This window comes from Burkholderia sp. Ed8, assembly GCF_040761425.1.
GTDB lineage: Bacteria > Pseudomonadota > Gammaproteobacteria > Burkholderiales > Burkholderiaceae > Burkholderia > Burkholderia seminalis.
In genome coordinates this window covers 780,694-794,787 of sequence record NZ_CP142885.1, presented here as the reverse complement: position 1 = coordinate 794,787, position 14,094 = coordinate 780,694, and the positions used below count along the sequence as shown (strand labels likewise).

General features: G+C 66.3%; 14 protein-coding genes and 1 riboswitch. Of the genes, 2 read left to right on the top strand and 12 right to left on the bottom strand.

The annotated features are described in order from the left end of the window. Positions 1-179: 179 nt before the first annotated feature. From VXM69_RS03735 to VXM69_RS03725, 3 genes are all read right to left on the bottom strand, one after another. Positions 180-500 (bottom strand): hypothetical protein, encoded by a 321-nt coding sequence (locus VXM69_RS03735; RefSeq protein WP_154233749.1) that lies wholly within the window; start codon positions 498-500, stop codon positions 180-182. 42 nt (positions 501-542) lie between these two features. Further along, positions 543-646, bottom strand: a riboswitch (SAM-I-IV-variant riboswitch). Between the two features lie 151 nt (positions 647-797). After that, positions 798-1,610: a hypothetical protein gene (locus VXM69_RS03730; protein WP_367189223.1), complete on the bottom strand. Its 813-nt coding sequence runs from the start codon at positions 1,608-1,610 to the stop codon at positions 798-800. Between the two features lie 220 nt (positions 1,611-1,830). Next, positions 1,831-2,646 (bottom strand): helix-turn-helix domain-containing protein, encoded by an 816-nt coding sequence (locus VXM69_RS03725; RefSeq protein WP_049034754.1) that lies wholly within the window; start codon positions 2,644-2,646, stop codon positions 1,831-1,833. 122 nt (positions 2,647-2,768) lie between these two features. Between VXM69_RS03725 and VXM69_RS03720 the strand changes: the two genes are divergently transcribed. Then, positions 2,769-3,428, top strand: a complete 660-nt coding sequence (locus VXM69_RS03720; RefSeq protein ID WP_367189017.1) for a glutathione S-transferase family protein — start codon at positions 2,769-2,771, stop codon at positions 3,426-3,428. Between the two features lie 67 nt (positions 3,429-3,495). On the opposite strand, the gene VXM69_RS03715 is transcribed toward VXM69_RS03720, so the two are convergent. From VXM69_RS03715 to VXM69_RS03675, 9 genes are all read right to left on the bottom strand, one after another. Continuing rightward, a complete protein-coding gene (locus VXM69_RS03715) occupies positions 3,496-4,584 on the bottom strand; it encodes a porin (RefSeq protein WP_059559853.1) in 1,089 nt (362 codons plus the stop codon). A 197-nt stretch (positions 4,585-4,781) separates the two neighbouring features. Then, positions 4,782-5,117, bottom strand: a complete 336-nt coding sequence (locus VXM69_RS03710) for a Rieske 2Fe-2S domain-containing protein (RefSeq protein ID WP_069704446.1) — start codon at positions 5,115-5,117, stop codon at positions 4,782-4,784. Positions 5,118-5,120: 3 nt separating this feature from the next. Beyond that, positions 5,121-5,432, bottom strand: a complete 312-nt coding sequence (locus VXM69_RS03705) for a YciI family protein (RefSeq protein ID WP_034188464.1) — start codon at positions 5,430-5,432, stop codon at positions 5,121-5,123. A 62-nt stretch (positions 5,433-5,494) separates the two neighbouring features. After that, positions 5,495-6,562 (bottom strand): maleylacetate reductase, encoded by a 1,068-nt coding sequence (locus tag VXM69_RS03700; protein ID WP_367189016.1) that lies wholly within the window; start codon positions 6,560-6,562, stop codon positions 5,495-5,497. A 7-nt stretch (positions 6,563-6,569) separates the two neighbouring features. Continuing rightward, positions 6,570-8,036 (bottom strand): aldehyde dehydrogenase family protein, encoded by a 1,467-nt coding sequence (locus tag VXM69_RS03695; protein WP_034188466.1) that lies wholly within the window; start codon positions 8,034-8,036, stop codon positions 6,570-6,572. Positions 8,037-8,086: 50 nt separating this feature from the next. Continuing rightward, a complete protein-coding gene (locus VXM69_RS03690; protein WP_367189015.1) occupies positions 8,087-9,115 on the bottom strand; it encodes a hydroxyquinol 1,2-dioxygenase in 1,029 nt (342 codons plus the stop codon). Between the two features lie 37 nt (positions 9,116-9,152). Beyond that, positions 9,153-9,647 carry a hypothetical protein gene (locus VXM69_RS03685; protein ID WP_034188468.1) on the bottom strand — a complete coding sequence of 165 codons (495 nt, stop codon included), beginning with the start codon at positions 9,645-9,647 and terminating at the stop codon, positions 9,153-9,155. Positions 9,648-9,762: 115 nt separating this feature from the next. Beyond that, positions 9,763-10,692, bottom strand: a complete 930-nt coding sequence (locus tag VXM69_RS03680) for a LysR family transcriptional regulator (protein ID WP_034188469.1) — start codon at positions 10,690-10,692, stop codon at positions 9,763-9,765. A gap of 117 nt (positions 10,693-10,809) precedes the next feature. Next, a complete protein-coding gene (locus VXM69_RS03675; protein WP_069704442.1) occupies positions 10,810-12,063 on the bottom strand; it encodes an MFS transporter in 1,254 nt (417 codons plus the stop codon). Between the two features lie 542 nt (positions 12,064-12,605). On the opposite strand from VXM69_RS03675, the gene VXM69_RS03670 reads away from it, so the two are divergent. Next, positions 12,606-14,084, top strand: coding sequence for an aminotransferase class V-fold PLP-dependent enzyme (locus VXM69_RS03670; RefSeq protein WP_034188471.1), 1,479 nt, complete (start codon positions 12,606-12,608; stop codon positions 14,082-14,084). The last annotated feature ends 10 nt before the right edge of the window (positions 14,085-14,094 follow it).

The following is a 14,094-nucleotide window of genomic DNA, read 5'->3' as shown; positions in this document are numbered from 1 at the left end:
GCACTTTTTCATTCGCGCGTCAGTCTCGGCAACGCGACGGGGAAACAAAAGCGCTTACGGTTTCGCACTCACTCGGCCTACGGCCAATTGTGTAACGACTTCTAATCCGGATAGCTACACACGGCAACGACGCAACCGCCTCGCCCAACAGCCCCCTCCGATTCATTTCCGAACGCGCCTCACCCCGCCCGCACGAAATGATGCTCCACCCTCGTGCGCAATACACCATCGAGCGCGGCAAGCCGTTCGCGCAGACGCACCGCCTGCCCTTCCGTCATTTCACCGAGAACGATCTTTTGCTCGAGCACGTCGCCACAGCGGGTGATGGCCCACCGGTCGACCGTCGCCGTTTCACCTTCGAGCACGGCGGCCGCGGTCGAGACGATGCCCGGATTCCGTTTCGATACGAGATGAACGGTATGCGTCAACGTGAAACCGGGAAGGAACTGCGACCAGTCTTCACAGAGGGTCGGGCGGGAAGCGGAGGAAACTTGGCTCATGGTTGCTCCGGATGAATGGTTATCGAACCGGTGCCAGCCATGCTGCTCCCGTTTCGTTGCCGTCAATCGGCCGCATCGCCTCGAAGGCGTCCACCTTGCCCGGGAGGGCAGGTTGGCGTCGGATAATCCGACTCTGGATGCTTGATGTGTCACGTTCGGCATTTCGAACGTGGGTTCATTATACCGAAAACCTGCCGGCGGGCAAGAAGCCCCGGAAAACGGCGCTTCAGCCGGACCGCATCACCGATCCGGCCCTTGTCTGTCCACACGCCGGCATACCCTCGTCGCCGACACCCGCTACTTCGACAAAGCCAGCTTCTTCGACACCACGACGCCGCTCGACGGGCTCACGAGCCGGATGTCATGGAGATCCACGTGCAACGTGGAGACCCTCGTCGTGATGTCCGTCGGCTCCTCGATACTCGGATCGGCATGTTCGGTTTGGTCGGTCAGGTAAGGCCGAACCAGGTGCCCGGAAAAAACGAGCGCGAAGTCGCCCTGCGTCCGGGCGTACTCGGCGGGCGAAAGCCGCATGCGGCTACGAACGGTGGTCTTTTTGCCTTCCCCGGCGTCGAGTTCGATGACGTCGACGTGCTGGATATACCCTTTTGCCTTCGCTTCGGGCGCAATCACGAGCCCGCGCCCTCGTGGCCCCGTCGTGACCTTGCTGAGCAGGATGCCCGTCCGGTCGCCGCGCTCCGCGTCGAACAGGTCGACATCCAGCGTCAACAGGTGCCGCCGCGACCGGTACCTCACCCCGTACCGCACCGGCACCACGAACGTCACGTCACGATCCAGACCGACGGCCGCCAGGTCGGAATTCGATCCGCGCCGGTCGGTCGCACCGGGAACCAGACCGCGAACCCGGTCGCGCAACGAAGGCGAGCGCGTGCCGACGTGCAGTTTCTGCAGCGCATCGCGGATGACGGCCGGGTCGTCGCCGACAATCGGCCGGGCCGGCGACGCGTCGCGATTGACGGCCGACGCGATGCGCGTCGCGCCGTCGACAGTCTCCGTCTCTGCGTGCGCGGCGGCCGTCGCCAGCATCGTCGCCAGGGCGACGATGCACGCCAGGTTCGAACGACCCCATTTGGATTTCCGGTGAAACACGACACACTCCTGATTGGCTTGCAGATCGATCAACGACGAGCACTATAGGGTGGAATGATCGGCAGCGCACCCCTCGGTGTTGACCGTCACCGAGGGCCGGCTCGCCCCATCATAGGTTCGTTGTCGGCGCGGCGGCAGGCCCACGGGCACACTACCGTGTTGCCCGGCCGACAACAAACAACGGGATGTGTGCTGCGGCGCCCATCGGGCATCCACACACTCATGCCTGCCCGTCCTCCCGCCGATACTCCGCCGGCGCCTTCCCCACCAGCTTGCGAAAATCGCGCGTGAAGTGCGCCTGATCGAAATAGCCGAGCGCCTGCGCGAGTTCCGCCAGATCGACCGGCTGTCCGCCGGCCAGCCGGTCAGCCGCCTCGTGCAGGCGATATCGACAGATCACCCACTTCGGCGTCACCCCCACGTAGTCGGCAAAGAGCTGCTGCAGCGTGCGCTCGCTCAAGCCGGCGCGTTCGGCCAGATCGCGCACCTGCGTGATGCCGATGTCCTGCTGCAGCATCTGCAGCAAGCCGTGGATACGCTCCACCTGAGGATCGGGCGGCGGCAGCACGCGCAACAGCAACGACTCCGCGGCCGATACCATGCCCGCATCGTCCTGCGCACCGAGCACCGCCGCCTCGGCCTGCGCATCGCTGCAGTCGAGCAGCGTCGACACCGGCAGCACCTTGTCGGTCATCAGATGCACGGGCTTGCCGAAAAACGCCCGAAACGCGCCGGGCCGGAATCGCAGCCCAATGACGCGCCCCGTGTCGGCCAGCGTCGTCTCGAATGCGCCGGACACCACGCCGAAAATGCCCGTCTGCCGCCGGTCGAACACCAGGTTCACGCAGGGATACGGCAGCGTGCGCTGCACATGGGGCGGCTGGTCGCGCAAATCCCATTCGACGATCCAGTGGTGATCGAGCACGCCGGCCAGTGCGGCGCACGGATAGTAGCGATTCAGGCGGAAGCGCTGCAGGGCGGCCCGAGGGCCGACCACGCCCTTGGGGCTATCGGTCACGTTGCGCAGGTCGGACATGGTGTGAACGGCGAGAGGGAATACCGTGATGATGCACCGCCACAGCGGATTTTTCCAAGACGATGCCGCGCGCGCCGGCCTACATTGGACACCCGCTTCCCGACCACGCCATGGAGTCCGCCATGCCGCCAGACCGCCACCTGATCCTTTACCATTCGCCGCGCAGCCGGTCGGCCGGCGCCCGCATGCTGCTCGAGGAACTGAACGCCGACTATGCACTGCACGCGTTCGACCTGTCCGCCGACCAGCATCGCGAGCCCGCCTATCGGGCGATCAATCCGCTGGGCAAGGTGCCCGCCCTGCGCCACGGCGACGTGGTCGTCACCGAGCAGGCCGCCGTCTATCTCTATGCGGCGGAACTGTATCCGGAAGCCGGCCTGGCGCCGGCGACGGGCGATCCGCTGCGCGGCTCGTACCTGCGCTGGATGGTGTTCTACGGATCGTGCTTCGAGCCGGCCATCGTCGATCGATCGATGAACCGCCCGCCTGCTCCGTATTCGACGTCACCCTACGGCGACTTCGATACCGTCGTCGACACGATCGGCGCGCAACTGGCCAACGGGCCTTATCTGCTCGGCGAACGCTTCACCGCAGCGGACGTGCTGTGGGCGTCCGCGCTGAACTGGATCACGATGTTCAAACTGATGCCCGAGACGCCGGCGGTGCGCCACTATCTCGATCGCGTGCTCGCACGCCCCGCCATCCAGCGCGCACAGGCGGCCGATGCGGCGCTGGCGGCGGAGCAGGACAAGGTGAAGGCGGCCGCCGCATCGGCCGGCTGACGCCGGGAACCGTCGCACGCGACGGAGCCGGACCCGCGCACCGTCGTGCGGCGTCGGCTCCGCTCCCTCAAAACACCGTATGCAACCCGAGCCGAGCCACCGTCTGACTTGCCGAACTCGACGCACCGTTCGGATCGAGCACGCCATTCACCTGCGCATTCGCGCCGCTATTGGCGCGCTGGTAATCGGCCGACACGTACACCATGGTCCGCTTCGACAACAGGTACTGAAGCGCCACGCTGACCTGATGCGCGTGGTTGTCGTTCACCGCTTCGTTGCCTTTCATGTACATGTACTTCGCGCCCAGGACGACGTCCGGCCTGATCCGCCACAGGCCGCCTGCTTCCGCCATCCACACACCGGCATCGTTGAACGCATTCCGCACGGTGGTCACCAGTGCCGTCGCCTTCACGACACCGAAGTCGTAGTGCATGCCGACGCCCCAGTTGCGCACGCTGGTCGACGGCACACCCGGCGCCGAGCCATATTTCTCGTTCGTGTATGCCGCGCCCACGCCGAAAGCGCCCATCTCGTAGTTCACGCCGGCACTGACGGCGTTGTCCGCACCGATCGATCCGGCCACCCCGCCGAACGCATACATCACGCCGCCGGAAAAGCCCGAGACCGTCGGCGACGTGTACTTGACCGAATTCGCGATCGGCTTGCTGCCTGCCGTGCGGTCCCAGTCGAATGCGCCGGTCGGATTGCCCGGCAGCGCGAGACGCTGGAACGGCCCGTTCCTGAAACCGTACAGCCCCGAGATGTCCCGCCCGATCGCATTCCCCTTGTTGAAAAGCGCGTCGACCATGAAGTCGTATTGATTTCCCAGCGTGATGCTGCCGAACCGGTCGCTGTCGAGGCCGACGTACGCGTTGCGCCCGAAGATCCCGGTCCCGACGATGCTGCCGTTCGCCATCGAGAACTGGTTCACGAGCGCGAACACGGCGCGATATCCGCCGCCGAGGTCTTCGGTGCCGCGCAAGCCGAACAGATTCGGCGCATAGATGCCGTCGTCGAACTTGACGTTCTTGCCGCCGCCCTCGTTGCTGACATACGAGATGCCGGCGTCGATCAGACCGAACATCGTCACACTGCTCTGCGCCCATGCGCCCTGCGCGACGGCAAGCACCGCGAATACGCCAAACCTGAGTTTCATGTTGTCTCCGTCTTTTTTATGGAAATACGAGCCCGTCACCGCGCCAGGCGGCGGGTGCTCGCTTGTTGCCTCGTGTAAAATCGCCCTGATTCGGGCTGCTACATCACCATCAAAATCATGATTAGTTTTACTGATTGATTATCGTGAAATTCTTTACGTGAACCGGTGTCGCACCCGAGCCGATCAGGATCCGTGATTCACGGCTCTCGAGAAATGACCCACGCCGAGGAATCCACGTCGACCGCCACGGCTTCCAGTCCGGCCCCCGTGCACGGCCCGTCGATGCACACGCCGTCGTCGAAGCGGAACAGCGCGCTGTGATGTGCGCACATCAGCACCTGCGACCGATAGCAGGAGACATTGCCCGGCACGTAATCGAGCGGGACGGAAAAGTGCGGGCATCGATTCACGTACGCCCATACCTGCTCGCCACGCCGCACGACGATGACGGGACGCCCGAGGCACGCTTCGTCGACGACGCGCGCGCCGCCGTCGGGCACCTCGGAAACGCGGCAGAGTCGTCTCGCTTCCATCGCTCACACCCGCTGCTCGGGGTTGCCGAGGCTCCAGTCCCACGGGCGCACTTCCACGTGCGAGAACAACCCCTCCTTCACGTACGGGTCGTTACCAACGAACCGCATCACCGCATGAATGTCGTCCGCCTCGACGACGAGCAGCGTACCGTTCATCGCGTCGCCCTGCGGGTCGAGCGTCGGGCCGCCGAGCCGCACGACCACGCCGTGCTCGGCAGCCGCACGCAGATAGGTCCGATGAATCGGCCGCACACGATCGCGCACGTCGCGCATGCCGGGCTGGTCCGTCGCCAATACCGCGAAAAATCGAGCCATGACGATCAGCTCCGGTCGATGGAGTCATTCATCAGTCTTTCTCCATTGGCGCATCACGCCGCTCAACGCGGCGCACGGCCTTCCCATGCGTCCTGAAGCAGCGCGCGAATCGCCGCGCGCTCGATCGGCCGCGGATTCGCATACGGGTTCTTGCATGCGAGATCGGCCGCCTCGTCGAGCCCTTCCCGCGGCATCCCGATCGCGGCGAGCGCCGGCGCGATGCCGAGCTGCTCGTTCAGCCCGAACAGCAACGGGCCGGCGTCGGCCGCGTCGTTCCCGCCCAGTGCCCGCGCGACGCGACGCAACGCATCCGGCGCCGCCGCGTGGTTGTAATGCGCGGTATGCGGCAACATCGCCGCGTGCGTCTGTGCGTGCGGCAGGTTGAACGTGCCGCCGAGGGTGTGACAGAGCTTATGGTGCAACGCCATGCCGACCGCACCGAGGCAGGTCCCGGCGAGCCACGCGCCATACAGCGCGCGGCTGCGCATCGGCCGGTCCGCCGGATCGCGCACCACGCCAGGCAGCGCTTCGCCGAGCGCGCGAATCGCTTCTTCGGCCATCAGGCTGATCACGGGGTTCGCATCTTCCGCATAGAGCGCCTCGACCGCATGCGCGATCGCATTGACGCCCGACGCCGCCGAAATGCCCGGCGGCAGCGACACCGTCAGCGACGGGTCGTACAGCACGGTACGCGGCAGCACGCGCACATCGCACCCGGTGCGCTTCAAGCGGCCTTCCGTGAGCCCGTAGATCGGCGTCATCTCCGAGCCGGCATACGTCGTCGGCACGGCCAGGATCGGCAGCGGCGATTCGAGCGCGATGGCCTTGCCCAGCCCGATCGTCGACCCGCCGCCGATCGCGATGCAGCAGTCCGCGCCCCGTTCGGCGGCCATCTCGCGGGCCGCGCGCGCGACGTCGATCGGCACGTGCATGACGGCCTGCGCGCACACGCCGGCCGCGCGCTCGCCCAGTATGTCCGTCACCCGGTCGGCGAGAGGCCGCTGTTCGGGTGTGGACAGGATGAGCGCGCGGCGGGCGCCGAGCGTCGCCAGCTCGTCCGGCAGCCTGTCGAGCGCCCCCCATTCGAATACCACGCGGGAGGGCGTGCCCTGATAGACGAAGCGCTCCATGCGAACCTCAGCGCTTGAAGTGCGGCGGCACGTTGCCGTCGACGTTGACCCACACCGATCGCGCTTCCGTGTAGTCGTGCATGGCCTCGAAACCCATCTCGCGGCCGTAGCCCGACTTGCCGACGCCACCGAACGGGCTGCCCGGATTGACGCGCTTGTAGCAGTTGATCCAGCACATGCCGGCGTTGATCCGCGACGCCATCTTGTGGGCACGCGACAGATTCTGGGTCCAGAGGCCGCTGCCGAGCCCGTATTCCGTCGCGTTGGCAATGGCGAGCGCCTCTTCGTCGCTGCCGAAGCGCAACACGGTGACGAACGGGCCGAACACTTCCTCCTGCGCGACGCGATCGTTGGCGCGCTTCGCCTCGATGACCGTCGGGCGCACGTAGTAGCCGTTGGCGAGCGCCGGATCCTGCGGCGCGCTGCCGCCGGTGAGCACGCGGCCGCCCTGCTCGCGCGCGACGTCGACATACGACAGCACGCGCTCGAGGTGCTGCTTCGACGTGAGCGGCCCCATTTCGGTATTCGCATCCAGCGGATTGCCGATGCGGATCGACGACGCGAGCGCGACGAAGCGCTCGAGGAACGCATCCGCGATCCGTTCGTGCAGCACGAGACGCGAGCCCGCGATACACGCCTGCCCCTGGTTGTGAAAGATCGCCCACGCAGCGCCGTTGATCGCCGCATCGAGGTTCGCATCGTCGAACACGATGTTGGCGCCCTTGCCGCCCAGCTCCAGCTGCACGCGCTTCAGGTTGCCCTGCGACGCTTCGACGATCCGCCGGCCGGTCGCGGTCGACCCCGTGAACGCGATCTTGCCGACGCCCGGATGTTCGGCGAGCCGCTGGCCTGCCGTATGACCGTAACCGGGCACGATATTGACGACGCCGGCGGGAAACCCGACTTCCGCCATCAGCTCGACGATGCGCAGCGTCGACAGCGGCGTGATTTCCGACGGCTTGAGCACCACCGTGTTGCCGGCCGCCAGCGCCGGGCCCATCTTCCAGCTCGTGAACATCAGCGGAAAATTCCACGGCACGATCTGGCCGACCACGCCGATCGGCGCGCGCTGCACGTAGTTCAGGAAACCGGTCTCGACCGGAATCACCGAGCCTTGCAGCTTGTCGGCCATGCCGCCGAAATAACGAAAGCATGCGGCCGTGCGCGGCACGTCGAGCGAACGCGAATCGCGAATCGGGTGACCGGTATCCAGCGATTCGAGCCGCGCCAGTTCGTCCGCGTTGGCTTCGATCGCATCGGCCAGGCGCAGCAGCAGACGCCCGCGTTCGGCCGCCGGCATCGCCGACCATGTCGGAAAGGCGCGCGTCGCGGCTTCGACGGCCAGATCGACGTCCGCCGCGGTGGCCGCCGCGATCTTCGCGATGACGGCACCGTCGTGCGGGTTCAGCACGTCGATCGTGCCGCGCTCGACGGCGTCGACGAAACGCCCGTCGATGAAGAGTTGGGTTTGCATGAATCGTCCTCGGTGTAGGGCTGAAGCGGAAGCCGTCGCTGGCGCGCGGCTCAGAACGCGATCGGGTACGGCGCAAGCTCGCCGCTCTCGTAGCGCCGCGGCAGGTCCGGCGTCGCGTTTTCCCAGACCAGCAGCATCGACCGCTTCGTCGAATAGCCCTGGTGGCGGATGTCGGCCGGCATCGCGCAGATGTCGCCCGCGCGCATCGTGATGCGCGCACGCGGCGCGCCGGTATTCTTGTCGCCGATGTCCCACACGATTTCGTCGGACAGTTGCAGGAACCATTCGACGCGGTCGTTGCCGTGGAACACCGGCAGGATGAATTCCTCGGTGGTCGGGCAGAACAGGCTGCGCCCGCACACCGACGTCACCGACGGATTCCACGTCACGTCCGAGCGCGACAGGTACTTGAACAGGTTGAACGCGTGCAGCTCGCCTTCGAAGCCCGGCTCGACGTGCACGTCCGGCTCGTCATGCGCGACGTCGAGGAACGCGCGGTTGACCGGCAGTGCGTCGCGCAGCGGCGAATCGCCTTCGAGGCCCGGCATGCGGCGCGTCGCGATACGCGTGCGCTCGATCGCCGAGCCGTTGTCGCCGTGCTTGCGGCCGAACGCGGTCCCCGTTTCCTCGGGCGCCGCGAACGGATCGAAGCCTTCGTTCGTCCAGTCGTGCAGCATCGCCTTGAAGGTCGCCATGATCGTCGGCGTGTCGAAGGTCTCGGTATAGTCGACACCGGCATCCTTCAGGATGCCGTTGAAGGTGCCCGCATACATGTCGACCTTTCCGTAGTGATTGCGCGTGCCGAACACGTGGTCGAAGTTCACCCAGCCGTAGAAGAAGCCCCAGGCGACGTCACGCATCATCGCGCGCAGGAACGCATCCGCCGGCATCGCATGCGTGCGCGTCTGGCCTTTCGCGGGCCAGCTGATCTTCACGAAGTATTCGTCGCGCTGGAATTCGAATTCGCCGAGCTGGAAGCGGCGGTAGCCGGTCACGGCATCGGCGTCGGTCGATCGCACCAGATCGGCGGCAAAGCCCGTGGACGGATCGAGGGTGTCGAGGGTGTCGAGGGTGGCCATAACGTGTCTCCTGGAATAGTCGAATGAGGTCGGAAGGTCAGTGCAGGCAGATCTCGGCCCACTTCTCGACGGACAGTTCGCCGAGGACGGTCTGCACGAGCGCGACGCCCGGCCGGCTCGCGGTGAAGCGATACGCGCAGCCGGCCGGCAGCAGCGCCTGATGGCCCTGGCGCAACACGACGTACCCCATGTTCCGGCCGGCCGGCTGCGGGCCGGCGCTCACGGTGCCGCGGCCCGATCTCGGCGGGTGGTCGAGCTTGATGAAATCGATCCGGACTTCGCCGTCCATCTGGATCGTGAACTCGTCGTGCGCACAGGCGAACCACGGCGACTGGCCGTCGGTCCTCAACACTTCGATCACGTATTCGAGATTCTTGCCGGCGACGACCTTTTCATAAGGGGCCGACTTCGATGCCACCTCGAAGACGTTCGAGAAGGCGTAGTGCTGCGCGCTGCCGCTGGTGATTTCGATCTCGCCCTTCCGGTAACCGTCGAGCGAGCCGAAGACGGTGTGGAATGCCGTGCTGGTCATTGCTGTCTCCTGAGTTGAACCGCTTGTTGGATTCCACTCTAGGGGCAACGCACGGCAGCAACAAGGCAACGGACGGCGATTACGGCATTTGCGTTTCGCGAATAATCCGCGCGGCTCAACGCACCCAGCCGCGCGCCAGCAGCGGGAGATCCCACGGCGATTCGTCGCCGATGTATTCGGCGAGGAATTCGACCAGCGCCTTGACCTTCAGCGCCTGTCGCTGCGTTGCGGGATAAACGGCGGCGAAGCTCAGCGGCGCGAGCTGGTAGTCGGTGAGGATCGGTACCAGGCGGCCCGCGACGAGCGCGTCGCTCGCCACGAGCGTCGGCAAACAGACGACCCCGCCGCCGGTCAGCGCGTATTCGCGCAGCAGGTGGACGGAGTTCGAGCGGATCATGCCCGGCAGCTCCATTTCGACGACCTCGTCGCCGCGCGTCATGGTCCAGCGGTTACGTGACGGATAGCCCGAATACAGCGCCGTCGTGTGCTGCAGCAATTCGCGCGGATGTTGTGGCGCACCATGCGCGTCGACGTAGGCGGGTGCCGCGCAAAAGAGACGCCGGACCGTGAACAGCCGTCGCTCGATCAGCGATTCGGAAATCGGCGGGAAGATCTGGAACGCGATGTCGAACCCTTCTTCGACAGGGTCGACCACACGGTCGTTGACGATGATGTCGAGCTGGATGCCCGGGTAGCGCTGATTGAAGGCCGCCAGCGGCGCGCCGAAGTGATCGAGCGCGAAGCCGGGCAGCATCTGGATACGCAGCCGCCCGGTCGGCGTCGCGCGAAGCTCGCGCATCTGGTCCGTCAGCTCGTTGACGCGCCCGACCACCTCCGCGCACTCGCGATAGAACGTCTCGCCCACGTCCGACAGGCGCACGTGGCGCGTGCTGCGATGGAACAACGGCGCGTTGACGAACTTCTCGAGCTGCTGGATGCGATTCGTCACGACCGAACTCGTCACACCCAGCTGCCGCGCGGCCTCCGCGAAGCTGCTCGCCTCGGCCACTCTCACGAATGCCTCGATGCTCAGGAACCGGTCCATACCGCGCCCTTTTTCGACAGCGAAACCGGCAGTCTACCCGCGCGGGAATCGGGCTGTGTCATGTGAAAAGCGTCACAGTGTCGCCGAATCGATGTCAATTGCGCGGCGCACCGCGCGTTACCGCGATTGCTCTCCGGCCGCCAGCTCCGGCGGCACGACCGCGCGGCGCTGCAACACGGCCGGCGCGGTTTCCTTCAACAGCAGACTGACCACGATACCGAGCAGGACCGCGCACATCGGCAACCACAGAATGTTCTGGATGCCAAAGTGTGCGGCGACATAACCGCCCAGCGCCGGCGCGATGCCGCCGCCGAAGATCTCGCCGACGCCGACCACCACGCCGATGGACGTCGACACGAGGCCGACCGGTGCGGCTTCGGTCGCGACCGGGCCGGACAGCAGCGACACCAGCCCGAGCGTGAAGAACGATGCGACGAACAGCACGCCGAACAGCGCGAGCGGCTGCGGGCCGAGACCACGGAAGAGGTAGAGCATCGCGGCCGTTCCCGCGAAACCGACGATGCTCGCGATGCGGCGGCCGACCAGATCGGAAAGACCCGGCAACCCGAACTGCCCGAGAAAACCGCCGAAGCCGATCGCCGAGACGACGAGGCCCATCTTCTGCGTACCGAGCGCCAGGTAATCGGTCAGGTACAGCGGCAGCAGCGCGCCGAGCACGAAGACGCCCGTCATCGCGCAGCACAGTGCGGCCATCGCGACGAGGATGTTGCGGCTCTTGAGTACATGGCCGAGCGATGCCGGCGCATGTTCCGCGGCGACTTCCTTTACCACCTTCGGCTCGCGAATCACGAAGAACATGATCGCGCCGAGCACCAGGCCGGGCACGGCCACCAGCGCAAAGACCCAGCGCCACGACACGAAGCCGAGCAGTTGCGTGGCGATGATCGGCGACAGCGCGAGACCGAACAGTGCGAAGCCGCTTTGCTGCAGCCCGAGGTTCAGGCCGCGCCGCCGCGGATGCGACGCATCGGCCGTCGCCGCGAAGCTGGTCGGGCAGAACGAGCCTTCCGCGACGCCCATCAGCCCGCGAATCGCCATCAGGCCGAGCAGCCCGCCCGCGAGCCCCGAGAACCCCGACAGCAGCGAGAACGCGATGATGGCCGGAATCAGCACCTTCCTGCGGCCGATCTTGTCGGAGATGCCGCCCATCAGCGCCGCGAAGATGCCCCACGACAGGCCGAGCACGCCGATGCAGTTGCCGACGTCCTGCGCGGTCAGGTTCAGGTCCTTCATGATCGAAGGAAACAGCGGCGCGATGAGCCAGCGGTCGAGGCCGACCAGCCCGAAACCGAGCGCCAGCAGCGTGACTGCCCTCCACTCGTATGCGGTATCCCACTCGTTTGCTTTCATGTCCGTCTCCGTGGACGCCGGTTCGCCCGCGCGCGCCGCAGCGCCTGCGCGTGGGTCCGGTCCGATGGTTTTTGTGTGCGATGCGAATCGCAATGAAGTGCCGGCCGGCGCCCGGATTCGACGCGTCGAATTCGCCCGGCCGACGTCGCCACGATAGGGGTATGGCCGCGAATCGGGTATGGAACAACCGGCGAACGCGCCATTCGCGAAACGCAAATAATCGGGAACGGCGGGCAGGAAGGACCGGCAGGGAAGCGTCGCGCGCGTCGACGCCGTGTTGAAGCGGCGCTCACGCGCGCCGCATCGGGGAATCCCTCATGGACTTGCAAGCGCCCGGATACAGCACCACCCGGGAACGCGGGAGGGCGCGCGTCTCATCCGGACAGAAAGGCCCTCGCATCGAATGAGAACCAAATTCCCCAATTTGGCATCAGGATAAAACGTCATTTCATATCAGACCGAATTACCAGCCAACTTTGGATCCTTTTTCCCTTCTGTCCCCCGTATCATTTCCGTCACCATGCAATGAGCAAGAGACGGAAATGAGCGACACCCACCCGCTGCACTACCTCGACTACGCCGCCACGACGCCGGCCGATCCGCGCGTGATCGACGCGATGACGGCCTGCCTCGGCTTCGACGGCATCTTCGGCAACCCCGCGTCGAGTTCGCACGCCGCCGGCCGGCTGGCGAAAGACAAGGTCGAGCACGCACGCGCGCAAGTCGCCGCACTGATCGGCGCGGATGCCGACGAGATCGTCTGGACGTCGGGTGCCACCGAATCGAACAACCTCGCGCTGAAAGGCTATGCGGAAAACGCGGCCGGCAAGCGCCACCTGATCACGAGCCGCATCGAGCACAAGGCCATCCTCGACACGATGGCCAGCCTGGCGAAGCACGGCTCGCAGGTCACGTTCCTGACGCCCACGCGCGACGGCGAGATCACCGCCGACGCGGTGGCGGCCGCCATCGGTCCCGAGACGGGCCTCGTGTCGCTGATGCTCGTGAACAACGAGATCGGCACGCTGACCGACATCGGCGCGATCGCCCGCCTCGTGCACGCCGCGGGCGCGCTGCTCCACGTCGACGCCGCGCAGGCGCTCGGCAAGACGCCGATCGACGTGCGCGCGCTCGGCATCGACATGATGTCGATGTCGGCGCACAAGGTTTACGGGCCCAAGGGTATCGGCGCGCTGTTCGTGCGCCGCGAGATCGCCGATCGCATCGCACCGCAGATTCACGGCGGCGGTCACGAGCGCGGGTTGCGCTCGGGCACGCTCGCGACGCATCAGATCGTCGGCATGGGTGTCGCATGCGCACTCGCCGCCGACAAGCTCGACGGCGAAACCGCACGGATCGCCGCGCTCGGCGCACGCCTGACCGACGCGCTGCTCGCGCTCGGCGACGTCACGCAGAATGCAGCCGCCGCGCGCCGCATCCCGCATACGCTGAGCCTGACCGTGAACGCCCCGGGCTTCTTCCCGTTCATGCTCGGCGAAGCGCTCGCCGTCTCGTCGACCTCCGCGTGCAACTCGACCAGCGGCGCACCGTCGCACGTGCTCACCGCGCTCGGCCTCGATGCGGAAACGGCCGGCCGCACGGTGCGCATCAGCTTCGGCCGCTTCACGACGGAGCAGGACGTCGACTTCGCGATCGCGTGTTTCCGCAAGGCGATCGAGCAGTGCCGCGCGACGGCGGCGAACGGGTTCTCCGCGTCGCGCCAGATCACGCCGGCCGACCTGAAGGCGATCCGCAATGCCGGCTTCCGCTCGGTCATCTGCAACCGGCCCGACGGCGAAGGCGACGATCAGCCGGCGTTCGACGAGATCGCCGCCGCCGCCCGCGAACTGGGCCTCGAGGCACGCTACCTGCCGGTCGAGCGCGACCAGATCGGCGACGCGGAGATCGACGCGTTCGGCGCACTGGTCGACACGCTGCAGAAGCCGGTGCTCGCGTATTGCCGAAGCGGCAGCCGCTCCGGCCTGTTGTGGAATCGCCTGTCCGCGCGACGCACGGCCTGAACCCGCGCAC